The following is a 22,407-nucleotide window of genomic DNA, read 5'->3' as shown; positions in this document are numbered from 1 at the left end:
TCTCCCGGAGGGACGAGGCTCGACGACGCAAGCACCGCAGACCGCGAACGAAGCGAGCGGTTGCGGAGCGTGGTTCGAGACGCCACAGGCGTCTCGAAATCGCCGAAAATCAAGATTTCCGGCTAGCAGTCAGAACGCTCTGCGTTCTGACGACATCACGAAAGGTGCGAAGCGCCTTTCGAACGACAGCGAGTCGCGCGAGTCGTCGCGACTGAGGTTTTGAAGCTGTCTGCCGTCGATCCGTTACCGGTTATTTGACTCTGTTGAAATCCTTACGAAATGATAGGATCGGCATGCGAGATCCAGAGGATAAAGTCAGCATCAGAGCATTATTTATTTCAAATAGTTAAATATCATTAATTTCTCGGTATCGACAAGGCCAATTTCAGTCCTGATTCTGTTACAGTAGTTTTTTGATGATACTAACACTTTATATACCATGCCGTTCAGTTCTCACCAAGAGATTCAGATTCTCCACGTCGATGACGACCCCTCCATCACGGACCTGACAGGGACGTTTCTCGAACGCGAGGACGACCGCTTCGTTGTCCAGACAGCGACCAGTGCCGACGAGGGGTTGGAGAATATTAATGACCGCCCGCCTGACTGTGTCGTCTCGGATTACAACATGCCCGGCATGGATGGCATCGAATTCCTGCAGGCTGTCCGAGAGGAGTATCCCGACCTCCCGTTTATTCTCTTCACCGGCAAGGGCAGCGAGACAGTCGCCAGTGACGCCATTGCTGCCGGTGTCACCGACTATCTCCAGAAGGGCAGGGGCACCGAACAGTACGAACTCTTGGTCAACCGGATCCACAACGCCGTTCGCGCCCGCCGCGAGGCCAAGCGGGCCGACAGACAAGAACAATTGATGCGATTGACGGAATTCAACGGTGATACCGGTGGTTTCGAACTGGACACAGAGAGCAATACTGTCGTGCTGACGGCAGGCACTCGGCGAATCATTGGCCGTCATAACCAACACGAAATGCCTCTGGAGGAGGCGCTGAAACTGTTCCATCCAGACGATCGCAAAGACATCCAGCATACACTCGACAAGGTATTGGAGACGCGCGAAGAACTACACGACACATGGCGACTCCAGCCGGGTGACGGCGAGGAACGTCTCCTCGACATGACAATTACTCCGGTTGTCGAGAATGGGGAGAAAGTAACAAAGCTCCGGGGGGCCGGTCATGATATTACTGAGCGTGAGGAGCACGAACGGACCGCTCGGCAGCGACAGAAGCAATTATCGCTATTCTTTGAAGAATCACCGCTTGGGGCAGTCCAGTGGGATCCTGAATTCCAGTTTGAACGAATGAACGGACGGGCCGAAGAGATTCTCGGCTACAGTGAGGCAGAGTTACGTGGCGAGTCATGGGAGGGAATTGTCGCCGGTGACGACAGCGGACAGGTGGGTGATACTGTAGAAAAACTCCTTGACGCGGACGGCGGAACCCACGTGATCAACAGGAACGTCCGAAAGGATGGCGAGGTAATCACCTGCGAGTGGCACAACCGTGTCGTCACCGCCGCAGATGGGGACGTCCAGACGATTTTTTCGAAGTTTCAGGATGTTACCGACCGAGAGCGGCGTAAGACTGAATTAGAAGAGTACGAGACGATTATTGAGGCACTCAGTGATGCAGTGTACGTGCTTGACGAAGAGGGGCAGTTCACCTATGTTAACGACGAGTTGGTGGAATTAGTCGGCTACGACCGGGAGACGATTCTCGGGAACACACCATCGCTGATCAAAGACGAAGAGGCCGTAGAACGGGCCGAGCAGGAATTGGGACGGTTACTATCGAGCGATGGCCCGGAAGGGGTAACATTCGAAGTGACGATCCACCCCCGCGAGGGCGACCCAATCGTCTGTGAAGATCACATGGGCGTCCTTCCGTACGATGGCGAGGAGTTCAACGGGTCGGTCGGCACACTCCGGGATGTTACCGAGCAACGAGAACGTGAAGCCGAACTCCGCCAGACCACCAACCAACTTCAGGGTGTTATCGATAGCGTTGAGTCCGCGATGTGGATTCGAAACACCGATGACGAGTACGTGTACATGAATCAATATCATCGGGACCTGTTCGACATCGCTGACGATACCGACATCGCTGGAAAACGGGCAGTAGATTTACACTCGGCGGAAGTGGCTGGGAAATTTCAGCAGAACGACCAAAGAGTCTATGAGACGAGAGAACATGTCGAGGTCGAAGAGGTCATTCAGACCGACGACGGTCGTCAGTACTTTCTCACCCGGATTGTCCCACTGTTTGACAATGGCTCCGTATACGCCACCTGTGGCATCGCCACCAACATTACTGAGCAGAAAGAGTACGAAGAAAAATTGCAACGACAGAACGAGCGTTTGGAAGAGTTCGCCAGCATCGTCAGCCACGATTTGCGGAACCCACTCCGCGTGGCCGAAGGACGGTTGGAACTGATTCGGGACGAGTGTACGAGTGACCATATCGACGGCGTAGCACAGGCACTTGACCGGATGGACGCGCTCATTGAGGACTTGTTGACACTGGCACGAGAAGGCAGCCGAGTTGATGAGATCGAACAGATTGGACTTGCGAACGTAGCTAAGAACAGTTGGCAAACTGTAAAGACGCGACAAGCAACACTCGACGCCGACGCACCACAGGTCATCGAAGCCGACCGGAGTCGGATCCAGCAACTGTTCGAGAATCTCTACCAAAACGCCATAGAACACGGCAGCGACGACGTGACAGTGTCTGTCGGTGCGATAGACGACGGCTTCTACGTGGCAGATACCGGCCCCGGAATCCCCGAGTCTGACCGTGAGGACGTATTCGAGGCAGGATACTCGACAAATGAGGACGGGACCGGGTTCGGCCTGCGGATCGTCGAACAAATCGCCGACGCGCACGGCTGGGAAACTATCGTGACTAAGAGCAAAGGGGGCGGGGCCCGCTTCGAAATTACCGGTGTCGAAAAGGGTGCGTGACCGATACGCGCTCTGTATTCAGCACAGCTCCAAGAACATATCACCGTTTGAGGATTTCAACAGAGTCGGTTATTTATAAGCGAGCGACTGGGGCTTCGGAGGAGATCACCGCAGAGTCGTCGTACCGCCAACGGACCTATATCCGACGCGCCGAAACGGCAGGGTATGGACGACCGACTCGAACGCGTCATCCGCCAACAGCTCCGCAAGGCGGGCAAGCAGTTCGAGGAGGCGAAGCGGGCGTACTCCGAGGCGAAGGCGGACCCCGACGGCAGCGGCGCGGGGGCGAAGCGGTACGACCTCCCGACCGACGACGAGGGGCGCGCCCGGATCGTCTGCCGCCGGCACGCGGAGCGCCGGGCGGTCCCCGTCGACGGCGAGGGGCGACCGTCCTGTTTCGAGGGCGGTCACGCCGACTGCGAGGGGTGCGCGGAGGACGTGCGAGAGGGGTTCGTGGAGACGTGGTGAGCGGGTCGACGGGCGCGAATCGCCCACCCAAAGCGGTTTCTCTCCCGCACTCTTCAGACGACGCATGAAACGGACGACGGTCGTCGTCGCGCTCCTCGTCGCGGTCGGCGTCGGGCTCGCGGCCTCCGGGTTCTTCGCCGGGGCTGGAGACGAGGCGCCGCCGCCGACCGCCGAGGAACCGCCGGCGCCGACCGTCGACGACGAGGCGCTCATCGCGGTCGACGGCGACTACCGGCTCTGGCCGTACACGAGCCGGAGCACCTCGGCCGAGGGGCGGACGCTCGCGATCAACGTCCTGTTTCGCGCCGACGCGGAGACGACGCGGCGAGCGATCGAGGGTGGGTCCGAGACCGATTGGGAGGAGACCGAAGCGGAGGAGGCGGCGGCCACCGCCGACGCGGAGCAGGTGCGGGCGCTCGTCGAGCGCGACTGGGCTGACGCGCACAGCTCCACCCGCTACAGCTACGTCGAGGGGCCGGACGGCGGCGTCTGGCTGGCGGAGACGTTCGAGCTCCACGACGGCGCGTACCTCGGCGTCCGCGACCACCTCCGGGCGTACGAGTCGCCGGACGGCGCGTACACCGCGGTCCAGGCCCACGAGGAGTACTACGACTGGTTCCGGCTCCGGCACACGGTGCCGGGCATCGACGACCCGGCGGTCCGGCTCGAAGACGAGTTCATCCACGGCGGGGTCGACGCCGAGGTGCGCCGGGAGTACCGCGGCATCGAGGGCGGGTGGAGCGACGGCTGGGTCTCGGTGATCGAGCTGGCCTCGCTGGCGACCGTCGGGGGCGCGCTGCTCCGGCGCCGGACTCGGGCGGCGGTCGTCGAGCTCGCGCACCGGAGCCGGAGAGAGGCGGCGCGACACGTCGACGCCGCGGTGCTCGGCGCCGCGCTCGCGGCCGTCATCGTCGGCGTCCGGGTGGCGGGGGTCACGCTGGAGGCCGCGTACCCCGGACTCGGGCCGAAGCTCATCGCCGCCCCGCTGTACCTCGTCATCGCGGTCGGCATTCCGGCGCTCGTCGTCGCGAGAGCTTCCGAGTCGGACCCGAGCGCGGCGCTCATCGGCGTCGTCGTCGGGCTCGGAACGGGGTTCGTGGTCGACTTCGCGGCGCTCGGCGTGGCGGTGCCCCCCGCGCTCCTCGTTCACCGGGTCGCCTTGCTCGCCGCGCTCGGCGTCGTCGCGATGGGGCGCGCCGCGGGCGATCGGCCGGTACTCGCGGCGGGGCTGGCGGCGTGGACCCTCGGACTGGCGCTCCCGCTCGCCGACGTGATCTGAGGGGTGCTTGCTGCCGTTCGGCCGGTTCGGACGGCCCGAGGATCACGTCGGTGAGTCCGATCCGACGACGACACCACAGAAGAGATATACACGGGGAGCGAAAGAGCGGCAAACGAATGACGCGGCAGGCCAGTCGACGCGGGGTACTCGCAGGGGTCGGGATCGCGGCCCTGAGCGCCGGCTGTCTCGGCCGCACGCGAAACATCGCGGGACGCGGTCGCTCCTCGCAGTTGACGCTGGAGATCAACGCGCCGCCCGCCGACAGGGATCCCAACGCGATCCGGATCGCCAGACACCTCGCGGAGAACCTGGAAGCGGTCGGGATCGAGGCCCGGATCAACACCCTCGGTCACACGGACCTTCGGCGAAAGGTACTGATCAACCACAACTTCGACGTGTACGTCGGGCAGTTCCGGGAGGCGGAGCCGTTCGATCCGGACGCGATGTACGGGTTTACGCACTCCCAGTTCGTCGCGGAGTCGGGATGGCAGAACCCGTTCGGATTCGCCGACATCAACGGCGTCGACGAGCGGCTCGCGAGCCAGCGCCGGTTGGACGGTACCGAGCGGCGCGAGGCCGTGGCAGAGCTCCAGCGGGATCTCGGAGACTTACAGCCGTTCACGGTCGTGGCGTTCCCCGACCCGCTCACCGCGGTCCGCGAGGACCGGTTCGAGAACTGGACGAACCGCCAGCCGCTGTCGGTCGGCGGGCTGCTCGGCTTGGAGCGGGCCGACGCGGCGGCTGGAGCCGGTAGCGAAACCGAATCCGAGGAGGGAACCGCCGACGGCAACGAGAGCGACGGCAACGAGAGCGACGGCAATGAGACCGACGACGGGCTGATCGACGACAACCCGCTCGCAGACGACGACGGCGAGGCGGGAGACGCCGCGACCCTCCGGCTGGTGACGACCGACGAGCGCATCACGCAGAACTGGAACCCGATCGCCGCCGAGTATCGACGCTACGGCACGTTCACCTCGCTGTTGTACGACCGGCTCGTGCTGGTCGACGACGGGGAGGTGATCCCGTGGCTCGCCGCCGACTGGGAGCCGGTCGGCGACGCCGGAGTCGAGATCTCGCTGCGGGAGACCGACTGGCACGACGGGGAGCCCGTGACGGCCGCGGACGTCGAGTTCACCTACGAGTTCCTCCAAGACACCTCGATGGGAACGGCCGAGTCAGCGATCCCGACGCCGACGTTCCGCGGCCGCGTCTCGGCGGTCGAGTCGGCGACGGCGATCGACGAGGCGACGGTCCGGCTGACGTTCGACGGCGTCAACGAGCCGGTCGGCGTGCGCGCCCTCCAGGTTCCGATCCTCCCGAAGCACGTCTGGGAGGAGCGGACCGGCATGGCGACGATCGCCGGCCTCGAGTTCGACGCGGAGACGACCGAGGCCGTGGTGACGAACAACGAGGACCCGGTCGGGAGCGGGCCGCTGCGTTTCGTCGAGGCCGCCCCCGAGGAGTCGGTCGCCTTCGAGCGCAACGCCGGTCACTTCGTCGTGCGCACGGCCGAGGAGAGCGGGTCGGACAGTGACGCGTCGGATCCGCTCGCGGGGGTCCCCGAGCGGTTCCGCGGGAAGCCGGCGTTCGACCGGCTGGAGATCGAGGTGATGGGGTCGGACGTCGCGGCGGTGCAGGCGGTCGGCGACGGGCGCGCGGACGCGACCGTCTCGAACCTCGGTCCCGACTCCGTCCCGCGGATCGGACGCGAGGCCGACGCGCGGCTCGTGACGGGGCAGTCCGGCGGGTTCTACCACGTCGGGTACAACACCAGACGGGCGCCGCTGTCGAACCCCCGGTTCCGGACGGTCCTCGCGTCGCTCATCGACAAGCGAACGCTCGTCGACACCGCGTTCGACGGGTACGCCGACCCCGCCGCCTCGCCGCTCGCCGCCACTCCCGAGTGGGTGCCGACGGACCTCCTGTGGGAGGGCGGCGAGACGGATCCCCTCCACCCGTTCGTCGGCGAGCCCGGGTCGCTCGACGTCGAGACGGCCCGCGACCGGCTCCGCGAGGCCGGGTACCGATTTGACGAGGACGGGCGGCTGCTCGCGTCGGGGACATGAGTCCGCTCCTGTCGGTCGTCGCCTCGCTCGCGTTGTGGGTTGGCTCGGCCCTGCTCGTCGCGAGCGTGACCATCGTCGGCCCGCGGCGGCTGTACGCGCTCTGGGACGATCTCCGCGACCGGCTGTGGGAGATCCGGAAATCGCTCGCCGCGCTCGTGGTGGTGCTGATCGCGAGCGCGATCGGTCGCGGCTCCCTCCAGACGGTCTCGGAGCTGTTCGGCCTCCAGCTGACGTGGGCCATCTACGCGTTGGAGGGGAACTTCGTCGCGTGGGTGCAGGCGACGTTCGGGTCCCCCGAGTTGACGGTGTACTTCGCGTCGGTGTACGTGTACGGGTACGTGTTCCTGCTCTCGTTCCCGTTCCTCGCGTATCTGGCCCTCCCGCGGACGACGACCGTGAAGCGGCTGGTCGTCGCGTACGCGCTCAACTACGCGATCGGGCTCGCGCTGTACACGGTCGTGTTCGCGTACGGGCCGCGCAACGTCATGCCCGACCTGGTGACGTCGCTGCTGTTCACCCACAACCCGGAGTTCATGGCGCTGACGGGCGAGATAAACGAGCCCACGAACGTCTTCCCGTCGCTGCACACGTCGCTGTCGGTGACCGTCGGGACGTTCGCGGTGCTGACCCGGCGAGAGTACCCGCTGTGGACGCCGGTCGCCGCGTGGCTCGCGACGAGCGTGGTGATCGCGACGATGTACCTCGGGATACACTGGCTCACAGACGTGATCGCCGGGACCGGGCTCGCGCTCGGCGCGGTGTACCTGTCGTACCGAGTCGTCGACGAGGACGAGACCGACGGAACGGACGAGCCAGGAGTCGACGACGCGGGCGGCGGAGCCGACGGCGCGGTCGACGAGGTCGACGCGGGCAGCGAAGCGGTCGGAGAGTGAGGCGACGGCCCGAAGGGGCGACGAGCCGCGGTCCCTACCCCTCGACGAGCCGTTCGAGCTGCTCCGGCGGCACCGCGCCGCGGGCGGCGTGGCCGTCGTAGGCGAACGTCGGGACGCCGGTGACGCCCCGTTCCCGCGCCGCGGTGAACAGGTCGGTGACGCGGTCGCGGAGGTCATCGTCGTCGAGCGCCTCGTCGACGATCGCCGGGTCGAGCCCGTCCACGCGCTCCGCGATGTCGACGAGCACCTCGCGGTCGCCGATGTCGCGGCCGTCCTGCCACAGCGCCGCGAAGACCGCCTCGTCAAACGCGAGCCACGACTCGGGCGCGGTCTCCCGCACGTGCACGGAGACGACCTGCGCCGGGAGCGAGTCGACGTCGGTCCGGAGCTCCTGTGCCATCTCGGCGTCGTACTTCTCCTGGAGCCGGCGGACGTTCTCGCGGGCCTGCTCGTAGTACTCCTCGTCTTTCCCGTCGGCGACGGCGTCGTCGATCTCGCCGTCCGGACCGCGCTTGCCCGCGCGGAGGTCGAACGGGTGCCAGTCGATGTCGAGCGGCTCCTCGCGCGTCTCCTGATACTGCGCGAGCGACTGCCGCCCGAGGTAACAGAACGGGCAGACGTAGTCGGAGTAGATCGTGATCGACTCGGTCGCGTCGGGGGTCGATTCGTCCGCCGCGTCGGTGTTCGACATACCGTCGGTTCGGCCGCGAGGGGCAAAGGCCGTTCGGCGTCGGCGATCGCCACGACTTTAGACAACCGAGTGGTATTACTCAGACATGACATCTGCGCGCGACCCGGTTTCGCCGCCCGTCGCGCTCGCGATCGCCGGGAGCGACTCCGGGGGCGGAGCGGGGATACAGGCCGACCTGAAGGCGATGACCGCGCTCGGCGTCTTCGGCGCGTCGGTCGTGACGGCGACGACCGCCCAGAACGCCCGCGGCGTCCGCGACGTGCACGCGGTGCCGCCGGCGCACGTCGCGAGCCAGTGCGACGCCGTCTTCGACGACTTCGACGTGGGCGCCGTCAAGACCGGCATGCTGGCGACGGCCGAGACGGTCGAGACGGTGACCGGAGTGGTGGCGGCCGCCTCGGCTCCGGTCGTCGTCGACCCGGTGATGGTCGCGGCGAGCGGCGACCGCCTGCTGTCGCCCGACGCGGAGGCCGCCTACGAGGGGCTGATCGAGGCGGCGACCCTGGTCACGCCCAACGCCGACGAGGCCGAGGTGCTGGTCGACGACAGGGTCGAGACGCCGGCCGACGCCGAGCGCGCCGGGCGGGCGTTGGTCGCGACCGGCGCCGACGCCGCGCTTATAAAAGGCGGCCACATCGGAGACGGAGAGCGCGTGACCGACACGCTCGTCGTGGGAGGCGAGCGGGGAGACGACGGATCGGGCGACGCCGATTCGGCGGGCGTGCTCCGCTTCGAGACCCCCCGCGTCGCGACCGATGCGACCCACGGCTCCGGCTGCGCGCTGTCGAGCGCGATCGCCGCCCGGCTGGCGCGCGGCGAGCCCCTCCGCGAGGCGGTCGCCGCCGCCGTCGACGAGATGGGAGGAGCGATCCGGCGCGGCTACGACGTGGGCGAGGGCCCCGGCGCGGTGAATCCGACGACGTTCGGCGGGGGCGCCTAAGCGGGTTCGGCCGCGGGCGGGCGCGAGGCGCTTCCGCCCGCGGTCAGATGAAGTTGAGCGGGACCATGAGTGCGACGCCGAGCGCGATCCCGCCGGCGAGCACGCGCTTCCCGCCGCCGGGGAGGTCGGTCCCCGTCTCGAGCGCCTCCGGGATGAACTCGGAGAGCACGAGGTAGATCATCGCGCCGGCGGCGAAGCCGAAGCCGTACGGGAGGAACTCGCGGGCGTAGCGGACGAACGCGAACGCGATGACCGCCCCGATCGGCTGGGGCAGGCTGGAGAACACCGACCACCACACCATCTTCCACTTCGAGACGCCCATCGACCGCAGCGGGATGGAGATGGCGGTCCCCTCAGGTACGTTGTGGATGGAGATGGCGACGGTCATGAACACGGCTAAGAGCGGGACGGTGAACCCGAACAGCTGCGTGCCGCCCTCCAGCCCGAGGTCCGCGAAGGAGACGCCGACGGCGATCCCCTCCGGGAAGCTGTGGACCGTCAGCACGCCGAGGATCAGGATGAGCTTCTTGAAGTCGGCCTCCTCGTACTCCTGCGGGTCGATCTCGGCGTCCATCAGCACCTCGTGCGCGAGGACCACGAGGACCACGCCGGCGAGCATGCCGATCCCGATCTCCGTCGGCGTCCCCTCGGCGAGCCCCTCGTCGACGAGCCCGAACAGCGACGCCGCCACCATGATCCCGGAGGCGAACCCCCACAGCGCCACGTTGCCGCGGGCGCTGATCGAGTCGAAAAAGAAGAACGGGAGCGCGCCGATACCCGTCGCGAGGGCCGTGATGAGGCCCGCGACGAAGACGAACGCGAACGCGTCGAGTGCGACCATACGTTCGGTCGTTCGATCGGTCGACACTTAATAATCGTGAACCGGCTACGCAAGTCCGCGGACGAGTCCGAATATCAGGGCGAGCAGGACCAACACGGCCAACGCGAGCAGGACCGTCAGTTTCGCCCCGACCGGAGACCGACGGACGCGGGGGCCCGAACCGCGACGCTCCGCGGGCTCTCGCGGCCGGATCGGGGAGTTCACCGTCACGCCTCGCTCGCGAACAGCGACGGAAGACTGACCGACCGGAAAACGGCGCTACTCACCGATTCGGGGGCGTCCTCCCCGAGCACCGGGGGGGTCTCGGTGGTGGCGTTGCCCGTGGAGTCCGACGCCGAAGGCGCCGGATCGTCAGTGTCCGTGGTCGTCTCGTCTTCCGGCGACACCGAGCTGTTCTCGGACGGCGCCGAGCTGTTCTCGGACGGCGCCGAGCTGTTCTCGGACGGCGCCGAGCTGTTCTCGGGCGGCGCGCCCTCATCTTCCGGCACCGTCTCGTCTTCCGGCGGCGCCGAGCTGTTCTCGGAGGGCGCGCTCTCGTCTTCCGACGGCGCCGACTCGTTCGCGGCCGGGTCGTCCGTCGGGACCGAAGCGTTCTGTGACGGAGCAGTACCGTTCGTTGGCGGAGCGGTGCCGTTCGTCGAGGGAGCAGTACCGTTCTCCGGCGGAGCGGTGCCGTTCTCGACCTCCTCTCCCCCCTCCGTCTCGTTCCCGACGGGAGCGGTCGCGACGGCGAAACCGCCGCCGGAAGAGGCGTCGATCTCGGTGAGATTGTCGGTGGTCCCGAACGTCGTCGTCACGTCGACGGACGACGTGAGGACGGCGGCGGTGAGCCCCCCACCGAACGCGACCCCCCACACCAACACGGCGAGGGCGACGGCGCCGACGAGCCCGCGGTTCGCGGCCATCAGTCCCCCTCCCCGGCGCTGTCCGGCTGCGCCGGCGGCGGCGCGGTCGCCGGGGACGCGGTCGCCGGCAGCGCTCCCAACCCGTCGGTCGCCGCGTCCCGGTCGACGGGAGTGAGCGGTGCGGGCGCGTCCGAGTCAGGCCCCGACGCGGGCTCACCGCTCGCCGAGTCCGCGACCGATCCGCCGCGATCGAGGACGCCGCTGGCCGGGACCCACGCCGCGAGCGCGCCGAGCAGGAGCGTCGACGCCGCCACCGCGACCGCTATCGCGACGGCGGTGCGAAGCTCGAACGCGACGTAGACGGCGTACGGCGCGAACGCCGCGAGTACCGCGGCCGCCCCGCCGACCGTGTCGACGGACACGCCCCCGGATCCGGTCGCAGCCGGTGTGTCGGACGTCGCGGCGGGGTCGGTCGCGGCGGGGTCGGTCGCGGCGGCGGTCGCGTCGCCGTCCGAATCGCTCGGCGACCCCTCGGCCGCGGCGGTCGCCGCCGCCCGTTCGTCCCGGTCACGGACGATCGACCAGACCTCCGTGACCGCGAGCAGGCCGAACGGGAGCAGCACCAGCGTGACGAAGCCGGCTCGCGTGCCCGCGAACTGGATCACGTACCCGATGTACGGGATCGTCAACGTGACCGCGCCGACGAGGTTGGCCGCCGGGACGAACCCGGGGTCCGGCCCCTCGTTGGCGTCGCCCTGCGTCTCGAACGCGAGGGCGCCACCCTCGTCGACGACGCCGATCACGCGGTGCGTCACCGGCACGTCGCTCGCGCCGAGGGCGAACGTGATCACGTCGCCTTCGGCGATCGCCGTCGGGTCCCGCTCGGCGACGACCACCACGTCACCCGGGGCGATGGCGGGCGTCATACTCGGCGTGAGCACGACGAAGCTCTCGTCCGCACCGACGAGCTCCGGGGCCGCGTACACCGCGAACGGCGCGACGAGCGCGATCAACAGGACGATCCCGAGTACGTTCGCCGCCTTCCTGAGTCGTGGTGATGTGAGTGGATTGTTCATCAGATAGCCTCCGAGTCGCAGAGCGACTCGCCGTCCGTCGTCGTGCCGCCGGTGACCTCGAACAGGTCGCCGTCACCGAACCGCGTCCCGACCGCGAGCGGCTCCGAGCAGCTCACGTGAAGCGATATCGGCTCCCCGCCGTCGACCGTGATGTCGACCTCCGGGCCGAGCTTGTCGGGGCCGGCGTTTCCGTTGCCGGCGTTCCCGCCCCGAACCACGTCGCTGCCGAACAGCGTGAACGCCCCGCCGGGGGTGAGCGTGCCCTCGAAGAGGGTCCCGCCGGTGTTCCCCCCGGTCGAGACCGCGGTGACCGACGCGTCGTCGCCGCGGTAGCGGACGTCGAGCGACGCGAGCGAGACCGCCGAGTCGTCGCAGACGACGCAGTCGCTCGAATCGTCGCCTCTGTCGCCGTCATCGCCGGAGCAGACGAAGACGACGATGTGGCTGATCCCGTGTCGCTCGTCGCTGTCGGGCTTTCGAGGCGCGAACAGCACCTCGCCCGTCGCCGGAGCGGCCGGGTCGATCTCGTAGCGTTCGGTCCCCCGCCCGCCCTTGATCTCGACCGCACACACGGCCGGTCCGGGAGCCCCGTCGGCGGCGCGGAGGACGAACGCGGCACCGATCGCCTCGTCGTCCGCCTTCGTCTCGACCGCGGTGATCTCGATGTCGTGTGCGCCCACGCCCGCGGGGAGTCCGGTCAGCGGAAGGACGTCGCCCACCGCGAGCGCCGCCTCGATGTCGTCCGCCTTCCCGAACTCGACGCACGCGGGGCAGTCGTCGTCCGAGCCCTCGCAGACGCGGTCGGCGAAGGGGTTCGACGCCGCGGCGTCCGCCTCGGCGACGTGGCGGCACTGCTCGGCGTAGAGCCGGAACGTCAGGTCAGTCGCCTCGCCGGCGACCTCGTCGGGCGCGTCGCCGGGCAGCTGCCAGTTCACCTCGACGGTCACGCGGTCGTCGGGACCGAGACAGCCCGCGTCGATCCGCTCGCCGGCGACGAGCTCGCGTTCGACCTCGGCGAGGGGCCGGTACCCGTCCGTCACCGACTCCCGGTCGACGGCGACGTCGACCTCGATGGCGTCGGCGAGGGCGTCGCCGGCCGCCGGACAGTCGGTCGCGAGCCAGACGCGGGCGGGGTTGGTCCGAACCTCGATATCGAACGTCTCCGTGCCGCCGTGGCCGCGGTCGATATCCGACACGTCGACCGCGAAGGTCCCGTCGGTGACCTCCTCGTTCACTATCAGCTCGACCGAGCCGGCGCCGAAGACGTTGTCCGCAAACGTCTCCCGGTCGGCGAGGTACGCGCCCGTACCGAGGCCGCTCGCCATCCCGACGGCGCCGACGCCGCCGATACCGGCGAGGAGGCGGCGCCGGCTCAGTCCGCTCTGGCGCCCCGCGCCGTCGTCTCCGGGGGTCATAGCGGCTCCTCGCTGCTGTCGGACGACCCCGTCTCGGCCCCGGCGTCGGACGCGTCGAACGGGTTGCCCTCGTTGCGGCAGTCGTCCGCGGCGAACTCCACGTCGAAGTCGACGGCGCCGCCCTGTCCGGCGTTGCCGCCGTCCGAGCTGAACTCCCACGCGAAGATCAGGCAGCGGCGCTCCTCGGTCGTGAGACAGTCGCCGCCGAAGAGGCCGGGGCTCAGCTCGATCCCGTCCGCGAGCGCCGAGCCGTCCAGCTCCGCGAGGGTGCCGACGGCGATCAGGTCGCCGTAGCCCGCGAAGTTCCCCTCGGCACCGCCGCAGCCGCCGATGCCGAGTATCCCCGTGTCGTACCGGACCTCGATCGAGATGCGTTCGGCGAGCGCGGCGCTCGCGGCGTCGGCGGTGTCGAGGCGGGGATCGATCCGCAGCCACACCCGGACGCCGTCCGGGGCGGTGCCCGCGGGGTCGTCGAGCCGGAGCCCGACGCTCGCGGTCCCGGTGTCGCCCGGGAGCGCGTTGTCCACGTCGACGAGCCGGATCCCGGCCGCTTCGACGTCGTCGAAGCCGTCGGTCGGGCTCGACCCGACGACCGTCCCGTTCTCCGTGCGCCGCCAGCCGACCAGCAGGTCCCACGGAGTGTCGGACTGCGCGTACGTGTACTCCGGGTACTCGTTCCAGCCGTCCGTTCCCGTCGGCCGTCCGGAGGCGGCCCCGAGGGCCGCGAAGCCGACGGCTCCGACGCCCGCGAGCGCCTCCCGCCGCGTGAGTTTCGATTCCTTTTGTGTCATTGTGTGTCGTTGCGGCTCCGAACGGCCGTCTCGTCGATGGCTTCCCTACGTCGACAGCGCTGGTATGTATGCGCGTCCTACCCGGACGGACCGGCGACCGTACCCCGTGGGTACGGACGCCATACCCCCGCGTGGTTCCCCGGTTTCGCACCCGCTCAGACGCGGATCGACCGCGTATCGGGCCGGTGCGATCCGAGAGGTCAGGCCGCCGACGGCCCGGCGCCGTCGTTGTGGCGCGCCTGTTCGGTGTAGAACCCGAGATCGAAGGCGAGCGTGTCGCCCTGGACCTCGTTGCCCACCTCGAGGGGCAGCTCCCACTCGAGTGCGACGCAGTGCATCACGCCGTCGCCGCGGAACGCGTCGCGGTCCGGGTCGTCGGCCGGGTCGTTGAGCTCGTCGTACAGCGTCGCACGGTTGCCGTCGAGCGGGATCCCGTCCCCGTCGGCGAGCTCGGCGAGGACGGCCGCGAGCGTGTCCTCCATGATGACCTTCTCCTGCACGGTCTGGGCCGCGAGGTTGCCGAAGACGGTCGGGATGTTGAGCGGGTCGTCGACGTCGTTGAAGAACGCCGGGTCGCCGCCCGGTCCGCCGGCCGGACCGGCCATCGCTTGGAGCGTACCGGCGCTGCCGTTCACGTTGATGGTGAAGACGTCGGTCTCGGGACCGGGCGACGCCGCGCGGGCGTCGTCGGCCGCGTCGGTCGGCGAGGAGAACGCCGTGGTCCCGTCGCCGTTGAACGACTCACCGTCCGAGAGCACGATGTTGCGCTTCTCGACGTCGGTGCGGCCGTTCGAGTCGAGCTCGGCCTGCGCGTCGTCGACGCCCTCGCCGATGTACGTGCCCGTCGCGATGCCGTTCGCGTTCGAGAACGGGTCGGGATCGCCGTCGCCGTCGAAGGGCGCAGTTGGCTTGTTGCTAGCGGTGAATCCGGACCCGGTGACGACGTTCGCGAGCTTCTGGCGGAGGTTCGTCAGTGACGTGTCGACCGCCGAGAGGTCACTGGTGAGCGGCTGGTAGACGCCCGTCCGGGGGAGCGACTCGCCGCTCCCCTCGCCGTCGAAGTACGCGACTCCGACCCGCACGTCCGACCCCTGCGACTGCAGGTAGTCGACGAACTGGCGGGTACCGAGCTCAACGAGGTCGATCTTCGTCGTCTCGTCGTAGGTGTTGCCGCCGACGGTGATGTCGTCGTCGCTGACGACGCCGCCGTACTGGTCGTACAGCATGGAGCCGGAGAAGTCCAGCGTCAGCATGATGTCGACCGGCTCCGCGCCGTCGTACACGTTGTCGCAGTCCTCGTCGTACCAGAGCGTCGCCTGGATGGCGTCGCCGAGGTCACCGAGGTTGCCCGGGTCGACGAGCAGCTCGGGCTCGGTGGCGGCGCCGCCGTCGTCGGAGATGTTGTCCGCCTGCATCCAGATGTAGCCGGGGTTGTCACAGAGGTGCAGCGAGAAGGTGATCTCGCCGGAGTCGCCGGGCTTCACGTCGGTGATTTGGACGAGGCTCTCCATCTCCTCGCCCGTGACGGGGTCGACGTTGAAGTACGCCTCCGAGAGGGGCGGGATGTTGTCGCAGGTCAGCACCGGCAGGTTTGCGCCGTTGCTGTCCTCGTCGTCCTCGTCCGGGAAGTCGCTGTACTTGATGACCTCTTGGGTTTCCGGGTCGATGATCGACTGCTCCCCGTCTTCGTCGTGGTCCGGGTGTGCGCTGATGAACTTGCGCCCCTCGCCGAAGTCGTAGGTCTGTTGCCAGTCGACGAGCAGGTCGAGCTGACCGGCGGTGAGGGTGTTCTCCTCGAACGACTCGGTGTCGTTGAAGTACGCCGTGGTGCCGAGTCCCGCGCCCGCGGAGGCCACGCCGACCGCGCCGAGGCCCGCCAGGAGCGTGCGGCGCGAGAGTCCGACCGTGTCGATGTTGTCTTTGTCTGTCATGAGTGTAATTCCCCGAAGGGAACTCCCACCGACGGAGTCGAACCGTCGTCCCGGCCGCCCGCGCGGGTCCGGTGTGGGTGATGGGAGAGCGCTCCCCCGCCCGTCCGCGGCGCGTTCGCCTACGCGTCGATCACCTCGACGTACACCGCGGGGTTCTCGTCCGAGGCGCTCGGGTCGTTGTCCAAGCCCTCGAACGCCACGTCCGCGGTCAGTTCCCAGTCGGCGCTGGCGTCGACGTCCTCGATCAGCAGGGAGACCGTCTCTGCGCCGTCGGCCTCGACCGCGTCGGGCCCGGTCGGGGCGCTCCCGTTGACCCGGACGTTCGAGACGCTCGCGAGGTGGCTCGCGTCGTCGCCGCGCGCGACGATGGAGATCACGTCGCCGGCGGCGTCGCTGACGGCGTAGCTGACGTCGGCGGTGGTGCCGTTCGCGATTTCGAGGCTCGCTTCGCCGGTGTCGGCGTCGTACGCGACCGTCAGCTCGCCGTCGAAGCTGCTGCCGCCGAAGTCGTAGTCGTCGGTGTCGGCGTTCGCGTTGTCGTCGCCCACGATCAGCTCGAAGGTGTTGGAGCCGCCGTTGCGCGCCTTGGACGCCCACAGCACGTCGGCGTCGTCGTAGTCCGACTTGCCGAAGCCCTCGACCTCGCGGGAGGTGATGCAGGGGTTGTGCGTCCCGTCGTTGTGACGCGACTGCACCGCGTAGAACTCGAAGTCGAACTCAACGGAGTCGCTCTGGATCTCGTTGCCGACCTCGAAGGGAACCTCCCACTCGAAGCAGACGCACTGCTCGGCGATGACCGGCTCGTTGTCGTCGTCGAAGGGCGCATCCACGCCCTCGAACACGGGGCGGTCCGCGAGAGGCGCGTCAGCGTCTCCGTCGCCCGACAGCGGTACGCCGTTGTCGAGCGCGCTCATCACGTCCGCGAGTGAGCCGGAGATGATCTCCTCGCCGGTCTCGCCGGCGGCGGTGCAGTACGAGACGGTCACCTGCATCGCGTCGGCGAGTTCGCCCATACCCTCGCCGACGGTCGAGTCGACGTCCATCTCTGGCTCGTTCTGCCCGTTCTCGTCGTTCGCGGTCACCTCGCCGCACATCCACATGTACGCGGGGTTGTTGACGATCGAGAAGCAGAACTCGCCCTCGCCGGAGTCGCCGGGCTTCAGGTCGGAGACCTGGATGCTGAGGGATTCATCCTCGGTAGTGACGATTGCATTATCGTCGATCTGCCCCACGACGTTGCCGTTGATGAAGCTTCCCGGAGGGGTCGAGTAGCTCGCGTAGCTGCCCTGGTCCTCGGAGTAGTCGACGTGGACGAACAGGTCGAGCGAGCCTGCAGTCAGCGTGTTACCGTCGAACGACTCGGTGTCGTTGAAGTACGCCGTCGTTCCGAGGCCCGCGCCCGCGGAGGCCACGCCGACCGCGCCGAGTCCGACCAGCATCTTGCGCCGCGATAGTCCGATTGTGTCGTCGTTCATTGTGTATCATCCCCATTGGGGGAACTCCCGGCGGCGGTCGCGAACCGCCGCGTCGGCCGCCCGAAGGCGCCGAACCGGGAACCGGGCGAGTGTCGCCCGGGGGGAGCGGGTGTCCCGCTCGGAGTCGCGTGTCTACTGGGACACGTTTCCGGTGCTGGTGCTGTTCGCCTCCGTCCCGTTGAACGTCACCTGCGGGTCGTCGTTGTGCCGGAACTGCTCGGCGTAGAAGCCGAGGTCGAAGACCACGGAGTCGGTCTGAACCTCGTTGCCGACCTCGGCCGGCAGGCACCACTCGAAGCCGATACACTGGGTGAGGCCGCCGTCGAACGGCTCCCGGGACTCGGTGGCACGGTTGCCGTCGAGCGCAATTCCCGCTTCTAGCTCCGCCATCGCGTCCGCGAGCGAGCCCTCGAAGATGATCGACTCTCCGAGAAGCGTCTCGCTGATCAGACCGAAGGCCTGTTCGAGCGCACCGTCGTCGCTCGCGAAGAAGACGTACTCCTCGTCGGGATCGCTGGAGATGTCGTTGAGCGTCGAGACCTGTGCGTTACCGACGCCGAGCGCGTAGATTTCGGTTCCAGCGTCTTTTGCATCGTCCGCGGCGTCTCCGGGGTCCGGAGGACGCACAGTGTTCTCGCCATCAGTTAGCACGACCATCGTCGGCGACTCGTCGTCGTCGCAGTTCTCGAGGTCGCCCTGTGCCTCCTCGATCCCCTCGCCGATGGCGGTGTCGCTCCCGTTCGCGGGGAGCGTGTCGATCGCGTCGAGTACGTCCTGTAGGTCGTCGGTCAGCGTCTGGATGACCTGCGCGCTCTGGTCGTAGCCGGACGCGCTGAAGAACGTCACACCGACTCGGCTGCCGGCGGGGCCGTCCTGTAGGATGCTCTCCGCGAGCGTCTTCGCGCCGTTGATGGCCTGGCTGTTCCGATTGCCGGTACTCATCGATCCGGACGCGTCGAGGACGATCTGGACGCATAACGGTCCGCCGCTCTCGCCCCCGGCCTCGTAGACGTTGTTGCAGTTCTCGTCGTACCACACCGTCACGTCGATGGCATCGGCCAGCTGGCCGTCGCCCTCGGGGTCGTCGGTGGAGAGTTCCAAGCCCTCAAGCGCCTCGATTTCGGGCTCCGAGTACCCGTTCTGTGCGTTCTCGGTCAGCTCTCCGTTCATCCACACCCACGAGGGGTTGTCACAGATGTGGAGACTGATCGTCACTTCACCGCAGTCGCCGGGTTTCACGTCGTCGAGGACGAAAACCGGGATCTGGTCGCCGTTGATCAGGCCCACGTCAGGGGCACAGAAGTCGCGCGTCTGGACCTCGTCCTCCCAAGAGTCCGCCTCGTCGATGCTCGGAACCTCGCCGATGAGGTAGACGCCGTCCTCCTCTTCGACGACCTCGAAGGGCTCCCCCGGGCCGCTCTCGCTGTACCAGCCGTTGATCTCGTCGATGCGCCCGGTACCGCCCGCGTACGTTGCGCGGTAGTCGAGCTTGAGGTCCAGCTCGCCCGCGGTGAGCGTGTTGCCCTCGAACGACTCGGTGTCGTTGAAGTACGCCGTGGTGCCGAGTCCCGCGCCCGCGGAGGCCACGCCGACGGCCCCGAGGCCGGCGAGCAGCTTGCGCCGCGAGAGTCCGATTGTGTCGTTTGTGTCCGGGTTCATGATTCTCTCCGACTCGCCCCCCCGTCCGCGTCGGTCAGCCGAATCGGTTACCCTCACCTCCGACGGATACCCACCTAGTTACGCGCAGCCACGTCACCGTCGAACGAACGCTTCGATCCGGTGGAACGAGCGCTTCGCGCGGTCAAACGCCGCCTTTGACCGGCGGCCCGGCGGCCCTACTTCGGGTCAAAACGGCGGCAGGGCGCCCATACCTCGGGCGAGATCGCCGGTACGGAGTCCGTGCCGCGGCAGCGGAACGGCCGGTGGCGTTCGGACCGAACCCGCGTCGTCAACCGCGGCGGGGGCTATCGGTTTTGTGAGATCGGGGTCCGGTCCGAGACGCCCCGGGCGGCAGCCCGTGTGAGCGCAGCGAGCGCATACATATACCCCCGAGAGAAGATGTACCGGCAGCGACCGATCTCCGTGCTGCGCGGAGCGTCGGACTCCACATCCATGAAGCTCCGAACAGACCTCCTTCCGGCCGAACAGGTGTACGCCATTCTCGCGAACGAGCGCCGGCGGCACGCCCTCGAACAGCTCCGGAGCGTCGGCGGCGTCGTGACCGTCCACGAGCTGTCGGCGCTCGTCGCGGGCCACGAGACCGGCGAGAGCCCGCCGCCGAAGCGCTGTCGCGAGAGCGTGTACACGTCGCTCGTGCAGACGCACCTCCCGAAGCTGGAGGCGCTCGGCGTGATCGAGTACGACCGGGAGAGCCAGGCGATCGAGGTGTCCCGTCACGCGCGGGACGTGGCGCTGTACACCGAGGTGGTCGCGAGCGCCGGCGTCACCTGGTCGGAGCTGTACCGCGCGCTCGGCGTCGTCTCCCTGACGGTCCTGCTCGCGGCGCTGCTCAACGTCCCCCTCGTCTCCGCGGTCGACCCGATCCTGCTGACGAGTCTCGCGCTCGCGCTGTTCGCCGTCGCGAGCGCCTACCAGCTGTGGGTCAACCGCTTCTCCGTGCTCCGGCAGCTCCGAGCCGGACGAAGCGGCGCCTCCCGTCTGCGACGACGCGGCTGAGGCGAAATCCGAGTTTGCGACGTTTCGATGTTACTTATAAAAGCCGTCGCCGAGGCGGTGGCGTGCGCCGGTGAGCGGCCCGAAGGGCCGCGAACCGCGAGGCGCTTTGCGCCTCGCGGCTGGGGCTTTGGAGGTGTTCATCGTCGATCCGCCGTCAACCGCTTATAAACAGCCGACAACGACGCCGTAGATCGATTATAAATGCACGTTCGCCGCGGCGAGCGCCGTCGACCGAACGGCGTCAAAAACGGGTCCGTACTACCGCGCGTTCGCGAGCGACGGCGGGAGGTCGATCTCGAACAGCCGCGCGTTACACGCGGTACACCGGCCGGCGACGACCTCGTAGCTCGAACAGCAGGACTCGACGACCCGCTCTTCCAACTGCACCGCGCCCTCGCAGGTCGGGCAGCGCTCGACGAACAGTCTGAGCGCGCCGAGCACGCCGCTCCGCGAGGCGAGCGGGAGCGACGCCCAGTCGTCGAGGTGCGTCGTCAGCGCGCTGTCGGCGGCGACGTCCGCGAGGAACGCGGACCGGGACTCCCAGTGGCCGATGCGGTCGTCGCCGGCGTGCGCGAACCCGGCGTCGCCGCGCCAGCGCAGCGAGAGCCCGTCCTCGTCGATCCCGGTGAGCTCCGCGAGGGCGTCGACGTCGGCGGGAGCGGCGGGGCGCGTGCCGTCGGGCGACGCCGCGACGGGAGCGGCGGCCTCGACGGCCGCGTCGCGGAGCGCGGCGAGGTGCGTCCGCCACGCCGACTCGAACCACGGCGCGAACGCGAGGTCGCTCCCGTCCGGCGTCTCGACGAGCACCCCGGCCGACAGGAGGTACGACTCCGCGTCGATCGCCGCCGGAGGCCCGGGGTCGCGGCCCTTCCCGAACAGGCGCAGCGCGCGCTCGGGGAGGTAGCGCTTCGTGAGCTCGGGCGTCCCGGGCACGAGGTAGCCGCGCAGCCAGATCGCCGCGAGCGCGACGACGAAGAGGGCCGCGCCGAGTTCGACCGCGACCAGCGCGCCGACGCCGACCGCTCCGACAGCGGCGAGCGCCACGTTGACGACCGTGCAGGGGAGACAGCGGTTCTCGCCAGTGTACTCCGGGCGCCGAAGGCGACCGAGACTGGTGTCGTGTGATGCCGTCATACCTGCAGTTGGCGGTGAGAGAGCCTATGTATGCGCGGCCTACCGGTCGCTGCGGGGCGCCGACCGCAACCGTGGCGGGGTCTGCGAGTCCGACCGGCACTGGGTCCGCGAGTCCGACCGCGACCCGAAGGAGGCCGGAAAAGGGGCGGTTCAACCGTGTGACGGGGCGCGGAGCGGCACACGATCCGTCGGTCGGGTCCGCCTCGCGATCGGCGCGGCGTCCGGTAGCACATCAGAGATACGGATCCCTGACAGTCCCGGAATAACATTAATAGATAATGATATATGGCTCGGAGTCGATAGGTAGAGTGGCTCAGCGCGTGAGCGAACCATGACACCACAACTGACGGGGGAGACAAAAGTGACGGGCAGCGACGTCGACAGTCCCTCGCGCGATGAGGTGTTCACGGCGCTCAGCAACCAACGGCGGCGGAACGTGATCACCTACCTGAAACAGCACGGCGACGGCGCGCGCGTCAGGGACATCGCCGAGCAGCTGGCGGCGTGGGAGAACGACCTGGAGATCAACGAGGTGACGTACAAACAGCGCAAGCGGGTGTACACCGCGCTGCACCAGTCACACCTGCCGAAGCTGGCCGAGAGCGGGTTCATCGACTACGAGCCGGACCGCGGGATCGTCTCGCTGACCGAACAGAGCCGCCAGCTGGAGGTGTACCTCGAAGTGGTCTCCGAAAACGAGATCCTCTGGGGGGAGTACTACGTCGGTCTCGCGGTCGTCTGCGGGCTGCTCGCCGGTGCGGCGTGGATCGGAACGGTCCCGTTCGCGTCGGTCTCCGGATACGCCTACGCGGTCCTGTTCGCGGTGCTCTTCGGTGTCTCCGGGCTGGCACACCGAACGGTGACGCGTCGCAACCGGATCGGGTAGCAGCCCGGTCTGGC

The 22,407-nt window shown here is 68.0% G+C and carries 18 protein-coding genes; 8 read left to right on the top strand and 10 right to left on the bottom strand.

Features of this window, described 5'->3' with window-relative positions:
* Positions 1-439 precede the first annotated feature (439 nt).
* From C468_RS09770 to C468_RS09750, 5 genes are all read left to right on the top strand, one after another.
* A complete protein-coding gene (locus C468_RS09770; protein ID WP_008848720.1) occupies positions 440-2,983 on the top strand; it encodes a PAS domain S-box protein in 2,544 nt (847 codons plus the stop codon).
* A 165-nt stretch (positions 2,984-3,148) separates the two neighbouring features.
* Positions 3,149-3,451, top strand: coding sequence for a DUF7091 family protein (locus C468_RS09765; protein WP_008848719.1), 303 nt, complete (start codon positions 3,149-3,151; stop codon positions 3,449-3,451).
* A 64-nt stretch (positions 3,452-3,515) separates the two neighbouring features.
* Complete coding sequence (locus C468_RS09760; protein WP_008848718.1) at positions 3,516-4,730, top strand: hypothetical protein; 1,215 nt, start codon at positions 3,516-3,518, stop codon at positions 4,728-4,730.
* Positions 4,731-4,846: 116 nt separating this feature from the next.
* On the top strand, positions 4,847-6,799 hold the full coding sequence (locus C468_RS09755) for an ABC transporter substrate-binding protein (protein WP_008848717.1): 1,953 nt from the start codon (positions 4,847-4,849) through the stop codon (positions 6,797-6,799).
* Positions 6,796-7,692 (top strand): phosphatase PAP2 family protein, encoded by an 897-nt coding sequence (locus tag C468_RS09750; RefSeq protein WP_008848716.1) that lies wholly within the window; start codon positions 6,796-6,798, stop codon positions 7,690-7,692. The genes C468_RS09755 and C468_RS09750 overlap by 4 nt, the downstream gene beginning before the upstream one ends.
* A gap of 34 nt (positions 7,693-7,726) precedes the next feature.
* Here the strand turns inward: C468_RS09750 and C468_RS09745 are convergent, their stop codons facing one another.
* Positions 7,727-8,383 (bottom strand): DsbA family oxidoreductase, encoded by a 657-nt coding sequence (locus C468_RS09745; protein ID WP_008848715.1) that lies wholly within the window; start codon positions 8,381-8,383, stop codon positions 7,727-7,729.
* 85 nt (positions 8,384-8,468) lie between these two features.
* Here C468_RS09745 and thiD point away from each other — a divergent pair, with 85 nt between their 5' ends.
* Entirely contained in the window at positions 8,469-9,323 is an 855-nt protein-coding gene (gene thiD, locus C468_RS09740) for a bifunctional hydroxymethylpyrimidine kinase/phosphomethylpyrimidine kinase (protein WP_008848714.1), read from the top strand.
* Between the two features lie 43 nt (positions 9,324-9,366).
* Here the strand turns inward: thiD and C468_RS09735 are convergent, their stop codons facing one another.
* From C468_RS09735 to C468_RS09700, 8 genes are all read right to left on the bottom strand, one after another.
* On the bottom strand, positions 9,367-10,164 hold the full coding sequence (locus C468_RS09735) for a ZIP family metal transporter (RefSeq protein WP_008848713.1): 798 nt from the start codon (positions 10,162-10,164) through the stop codon (positions 9,367-9,369).
* A gap of 206 nt (positions 10,165-10,370) precedes the next feature.
* Entirely contained in the window at positions 10,371-11,069 is a 699-nt protein-coding gene (locus tag C468_RS09730) for a hypothetical protein (protein WP_008848711.1), read from the bottom strand.
* Entirely contained in the window at positions 11,069-12,085 is a 1,017-nt protein-coding gene (locus C468_RS09725; protein ID WP_049912170.1) for a signal peptidase I, read from the bottom strand. The genes C468_RS09730 and C468_RS09725 overlap by 1 nt, the downstream gene beginning before the upstream one ends.
* The gene (locus tag C468_RS18785; protein ID WP_008848709.1) at positions 12,085-13,500 is read right to left on the bottom strand and encodes a DUF7467 domain-containing protein; all 1,416 of its coding nucleotides are present in this window, start codon (positions 13,498-13,500) and stop codon (positions 12,085-12,087) included. The genes C468_RS09725 and C468_RS18785 overlap by 1 nt, the downstream gene beginning before the upstream one ends.
* A complete protein-coding gene (locus C468_RS09715; RefSeq protein ID WP_008848708.1) occupies positions 13,497-14,291 on the bottom strand; it encodes a hypothetical protein in 795 nt (264 codons plus the stop codon). The genes C468_RS18785 and C468_RS09715 overlap by 4 nt, the downstream gene beginning before the upstream one ends.
* A 200-nt stretch (positions 14,292-14,491) precedes the next feature.
* Entirely contained in the window at positions 14,492-16,222 is a 1,731-nt protein-coding gene (locus C468_RS09710) for a vWA domain-containing protein (protein ID WP_008848707.1), read from the bottom strand.
* Positions 16,223-16,341: 119 nt separating this feature from the next.
* Positions 16,342-17,697 carry a SipW-dependent-type signal peptide-containing protein gene (locus C468_RS09705; RefSeq protein ID WP_049912169.1) on the bottom strand — a complete coding sequence of 452 codons (1,356 nt, stop codon included), beginning with the start codon at positions 17,695-17,697 and terminating at the stop codon, positions 16,342-16,344.
* Between the two features lie 132 nt (positions 17,698-17,829).
* Complete coding sequence (locus tag C468_RS09700) at positions 17,830-19,356, bottom strand: vWA domain-containing protein (RefSeq protein ID WP_008848705.1); 1,527 nt, start codon at positions 19,354-19,356, stop codon at positions 17,830-17,832.
* A gap of 453 nt (positions 19,357-19,809) precedes the next feature.
* Between C468_RS09700 and C468_RS09695 the strand changes: the two genes are divergently transcribed.
* Positions 19,810-20,373, top strand: a complete 564-nt coding sequence (locus C468_RS09695; RefSeq protein ID WP_008848704.1) for a DUF7344 domain-containing protein — start codon at positions 19,810-19,812, stop codon at positions 20,371-20,373.
* 258 nt (positions 20,374-20,631) lie between these two features.
* On the opposite strand, the gene C468_RS09690 is transcribed toward C468_RS09695, so the two are convergent.
* Positions 20,632-21,507 (bottom strand): hypothetical protein, encoded by an 876-nt coding sequence (locus tag C468_RS09690; RefSeq protein ID WP_008848703.1) that lies wholly within the window; start codon positions 21,505-21,507, stop codon positions 20,632-20,634.
* A gap of 331 nt (positions 21,508-21,838) precedes the next feature.
* Here C468_RS09690 and C468_RS09685 point away from each other — a divergent pair, with 331 nt between their 5' ends.
* Positions 21,839-22,393, top strand: coding sequence for a DUF7344 domain-containing protein (locus tag C468_RS09685; protein WP_049912168.1), 555 nt, complete (start codon positions 21,839-21,841; stop codon positions 22,391-22,393).
* Positions 22,394-22,407: the final 14 nt, after the last annotated feature.

This window comes from Halorubrum kocurii JCM 14978 (assembly GCF_000337355.1).
GTDB classification, from domain to species: domain Archaea; phylum Halobacteriota; class Halobacteria; order Halobacteriales; family Haloferacaceae; genus Halorubrum; species Halorubrum kocurii.
Note: the sequence above shows the minus strand (reverse complement) of the source record. Positions and strands in the feature narration are given on the sequence as shown.

Excerpts from the sequence above, each read along its gene's own strand:
- C468_RS09770 (WP_008848720.1), top strand. The coding sequence starts at position 440 with ATGCCGTTCAGTTCTCACCAAGAGATTCAGATTCTCCACGTCGATGAC.
- C468_RS09765 (WP_008848719.1), top strand. The coding sequence starts at position 3,149 with ATGGACGACCGACTCGAACGCGTCATCCGCCAACAGCTCCGCAAGGCG.
- C468_RS09760 (WP_008848718.1), top strand. The coding sequence starts at position 3,516 with ATGAAACGGACGACGGTCGTCGTCGCGCTCCTCGTCGCGGTCGGCGTC.
- C468_RS09755 (WP_008848717.1), top strand. The coding sequence starts at position 4,847 with ATGACGCGGCAGGCCAGTCGACGCGGGGTACTCGCAGGGGTCGGGATC.
- C468_RS09750 (WP_008848716.1), top strand. The coding sequence starts at position 6,796 with ATGAGTCCGCTCCTGTCGGTCGTCGCCTCGCTCGCGTTGTGGGTTGGC.
- C468_RS09745 (WP_008848715.1), bottom strand. The coding sequence starts at position 8,383 with ATGTCGAACACCGACGCGGCGGACGAATCGACCCCCGACGCGACCGAG.
- thiD (WP_008848714.1), top strand. The coding sequence starts at position 8,469 with ATGACATCTGCGCGCGACCCGGTTTCGCCGCCCGTCGCGCTCGCGATC.
- C468_RS09735 (WP_008848713.1), bottom strand. The coding sequence starts at position 10,164 with ATGGTCGCACTCGACGCGTTCGCGTTCGTCTTCGTCGCGGGCCTCATC.
- C468_RS09730 (WP_008848711.1), bottom strand. The coding sequence starts at position 11,069 with ATGGCCGCGAACCGCGGGCTCGTCGGCGCCGTCGCCCTCGCCGTGTTG.
- C468_RS09725 (WP_049912170.1), bottom strand. The coding sequence starts at position 12,085 with ATGAACAATCCACTCACATCACCACGACTCAGGAAGGCGGCGAACGTA.
- C468_RS18785 (WP_008848709.1), bottom strand. The coding sequence starts at position 13,500 with ATGACCCCCGGAGACGACGGCGCGGGGCGCCAGAGCGGACTGAGCCGG.
- C468_RS09715 (WP_008848708.1), bottom strand. The coding sequence starts at position 14,291 with ATGACACAAAAGGAATCGAAACTCACGCGGCGGGAGGCGCTCGCGGGC.
- C468_RS09710 (WP_008848707.1), bottom strand. The coding sequence starts at position 16,222 with ATGACAGACAAAGACAACATCGACACGGTCGGACTCTCGCGCCGCACG.
- C468_RS09705 (WP_049912169.1), bottom strand. The coding sequence starts at position 17,697 with ATGAACGACGACACAATCGGACTATCGCGGCGCAAGATGCTGGTCGGA.
- C468_RS09700 (WP_008848705.1), bottom strand. The coding sequence starts at position 19,356 with ATGAACCCGGACACAAACGACACAATCGGACTCTCGCGGCGCAAGCTG.
- C468_RS09695 (WP_008848704.1), top strand. The coding sequence starts at position 19,810 with ATGAAGCTCCGAACAGACCTCCTTCCGGCCGAACAGGTGTACGCCATT.
- C468_RS09690 (WP_008848703.1), bottom strand. The coding sequence starts at position 21,507 with ATGACGGCATCACACGACACCAGTCTCGGTCGCCTTCGGCGCCCGGAG.
- C468_RS09685 (WP_049912168.1), top strand. The coding sequence starts at position 21,839 with ATGACACCACAACTGACGGGGGAGACAAAAGTGACGGGCAGCGACGTC.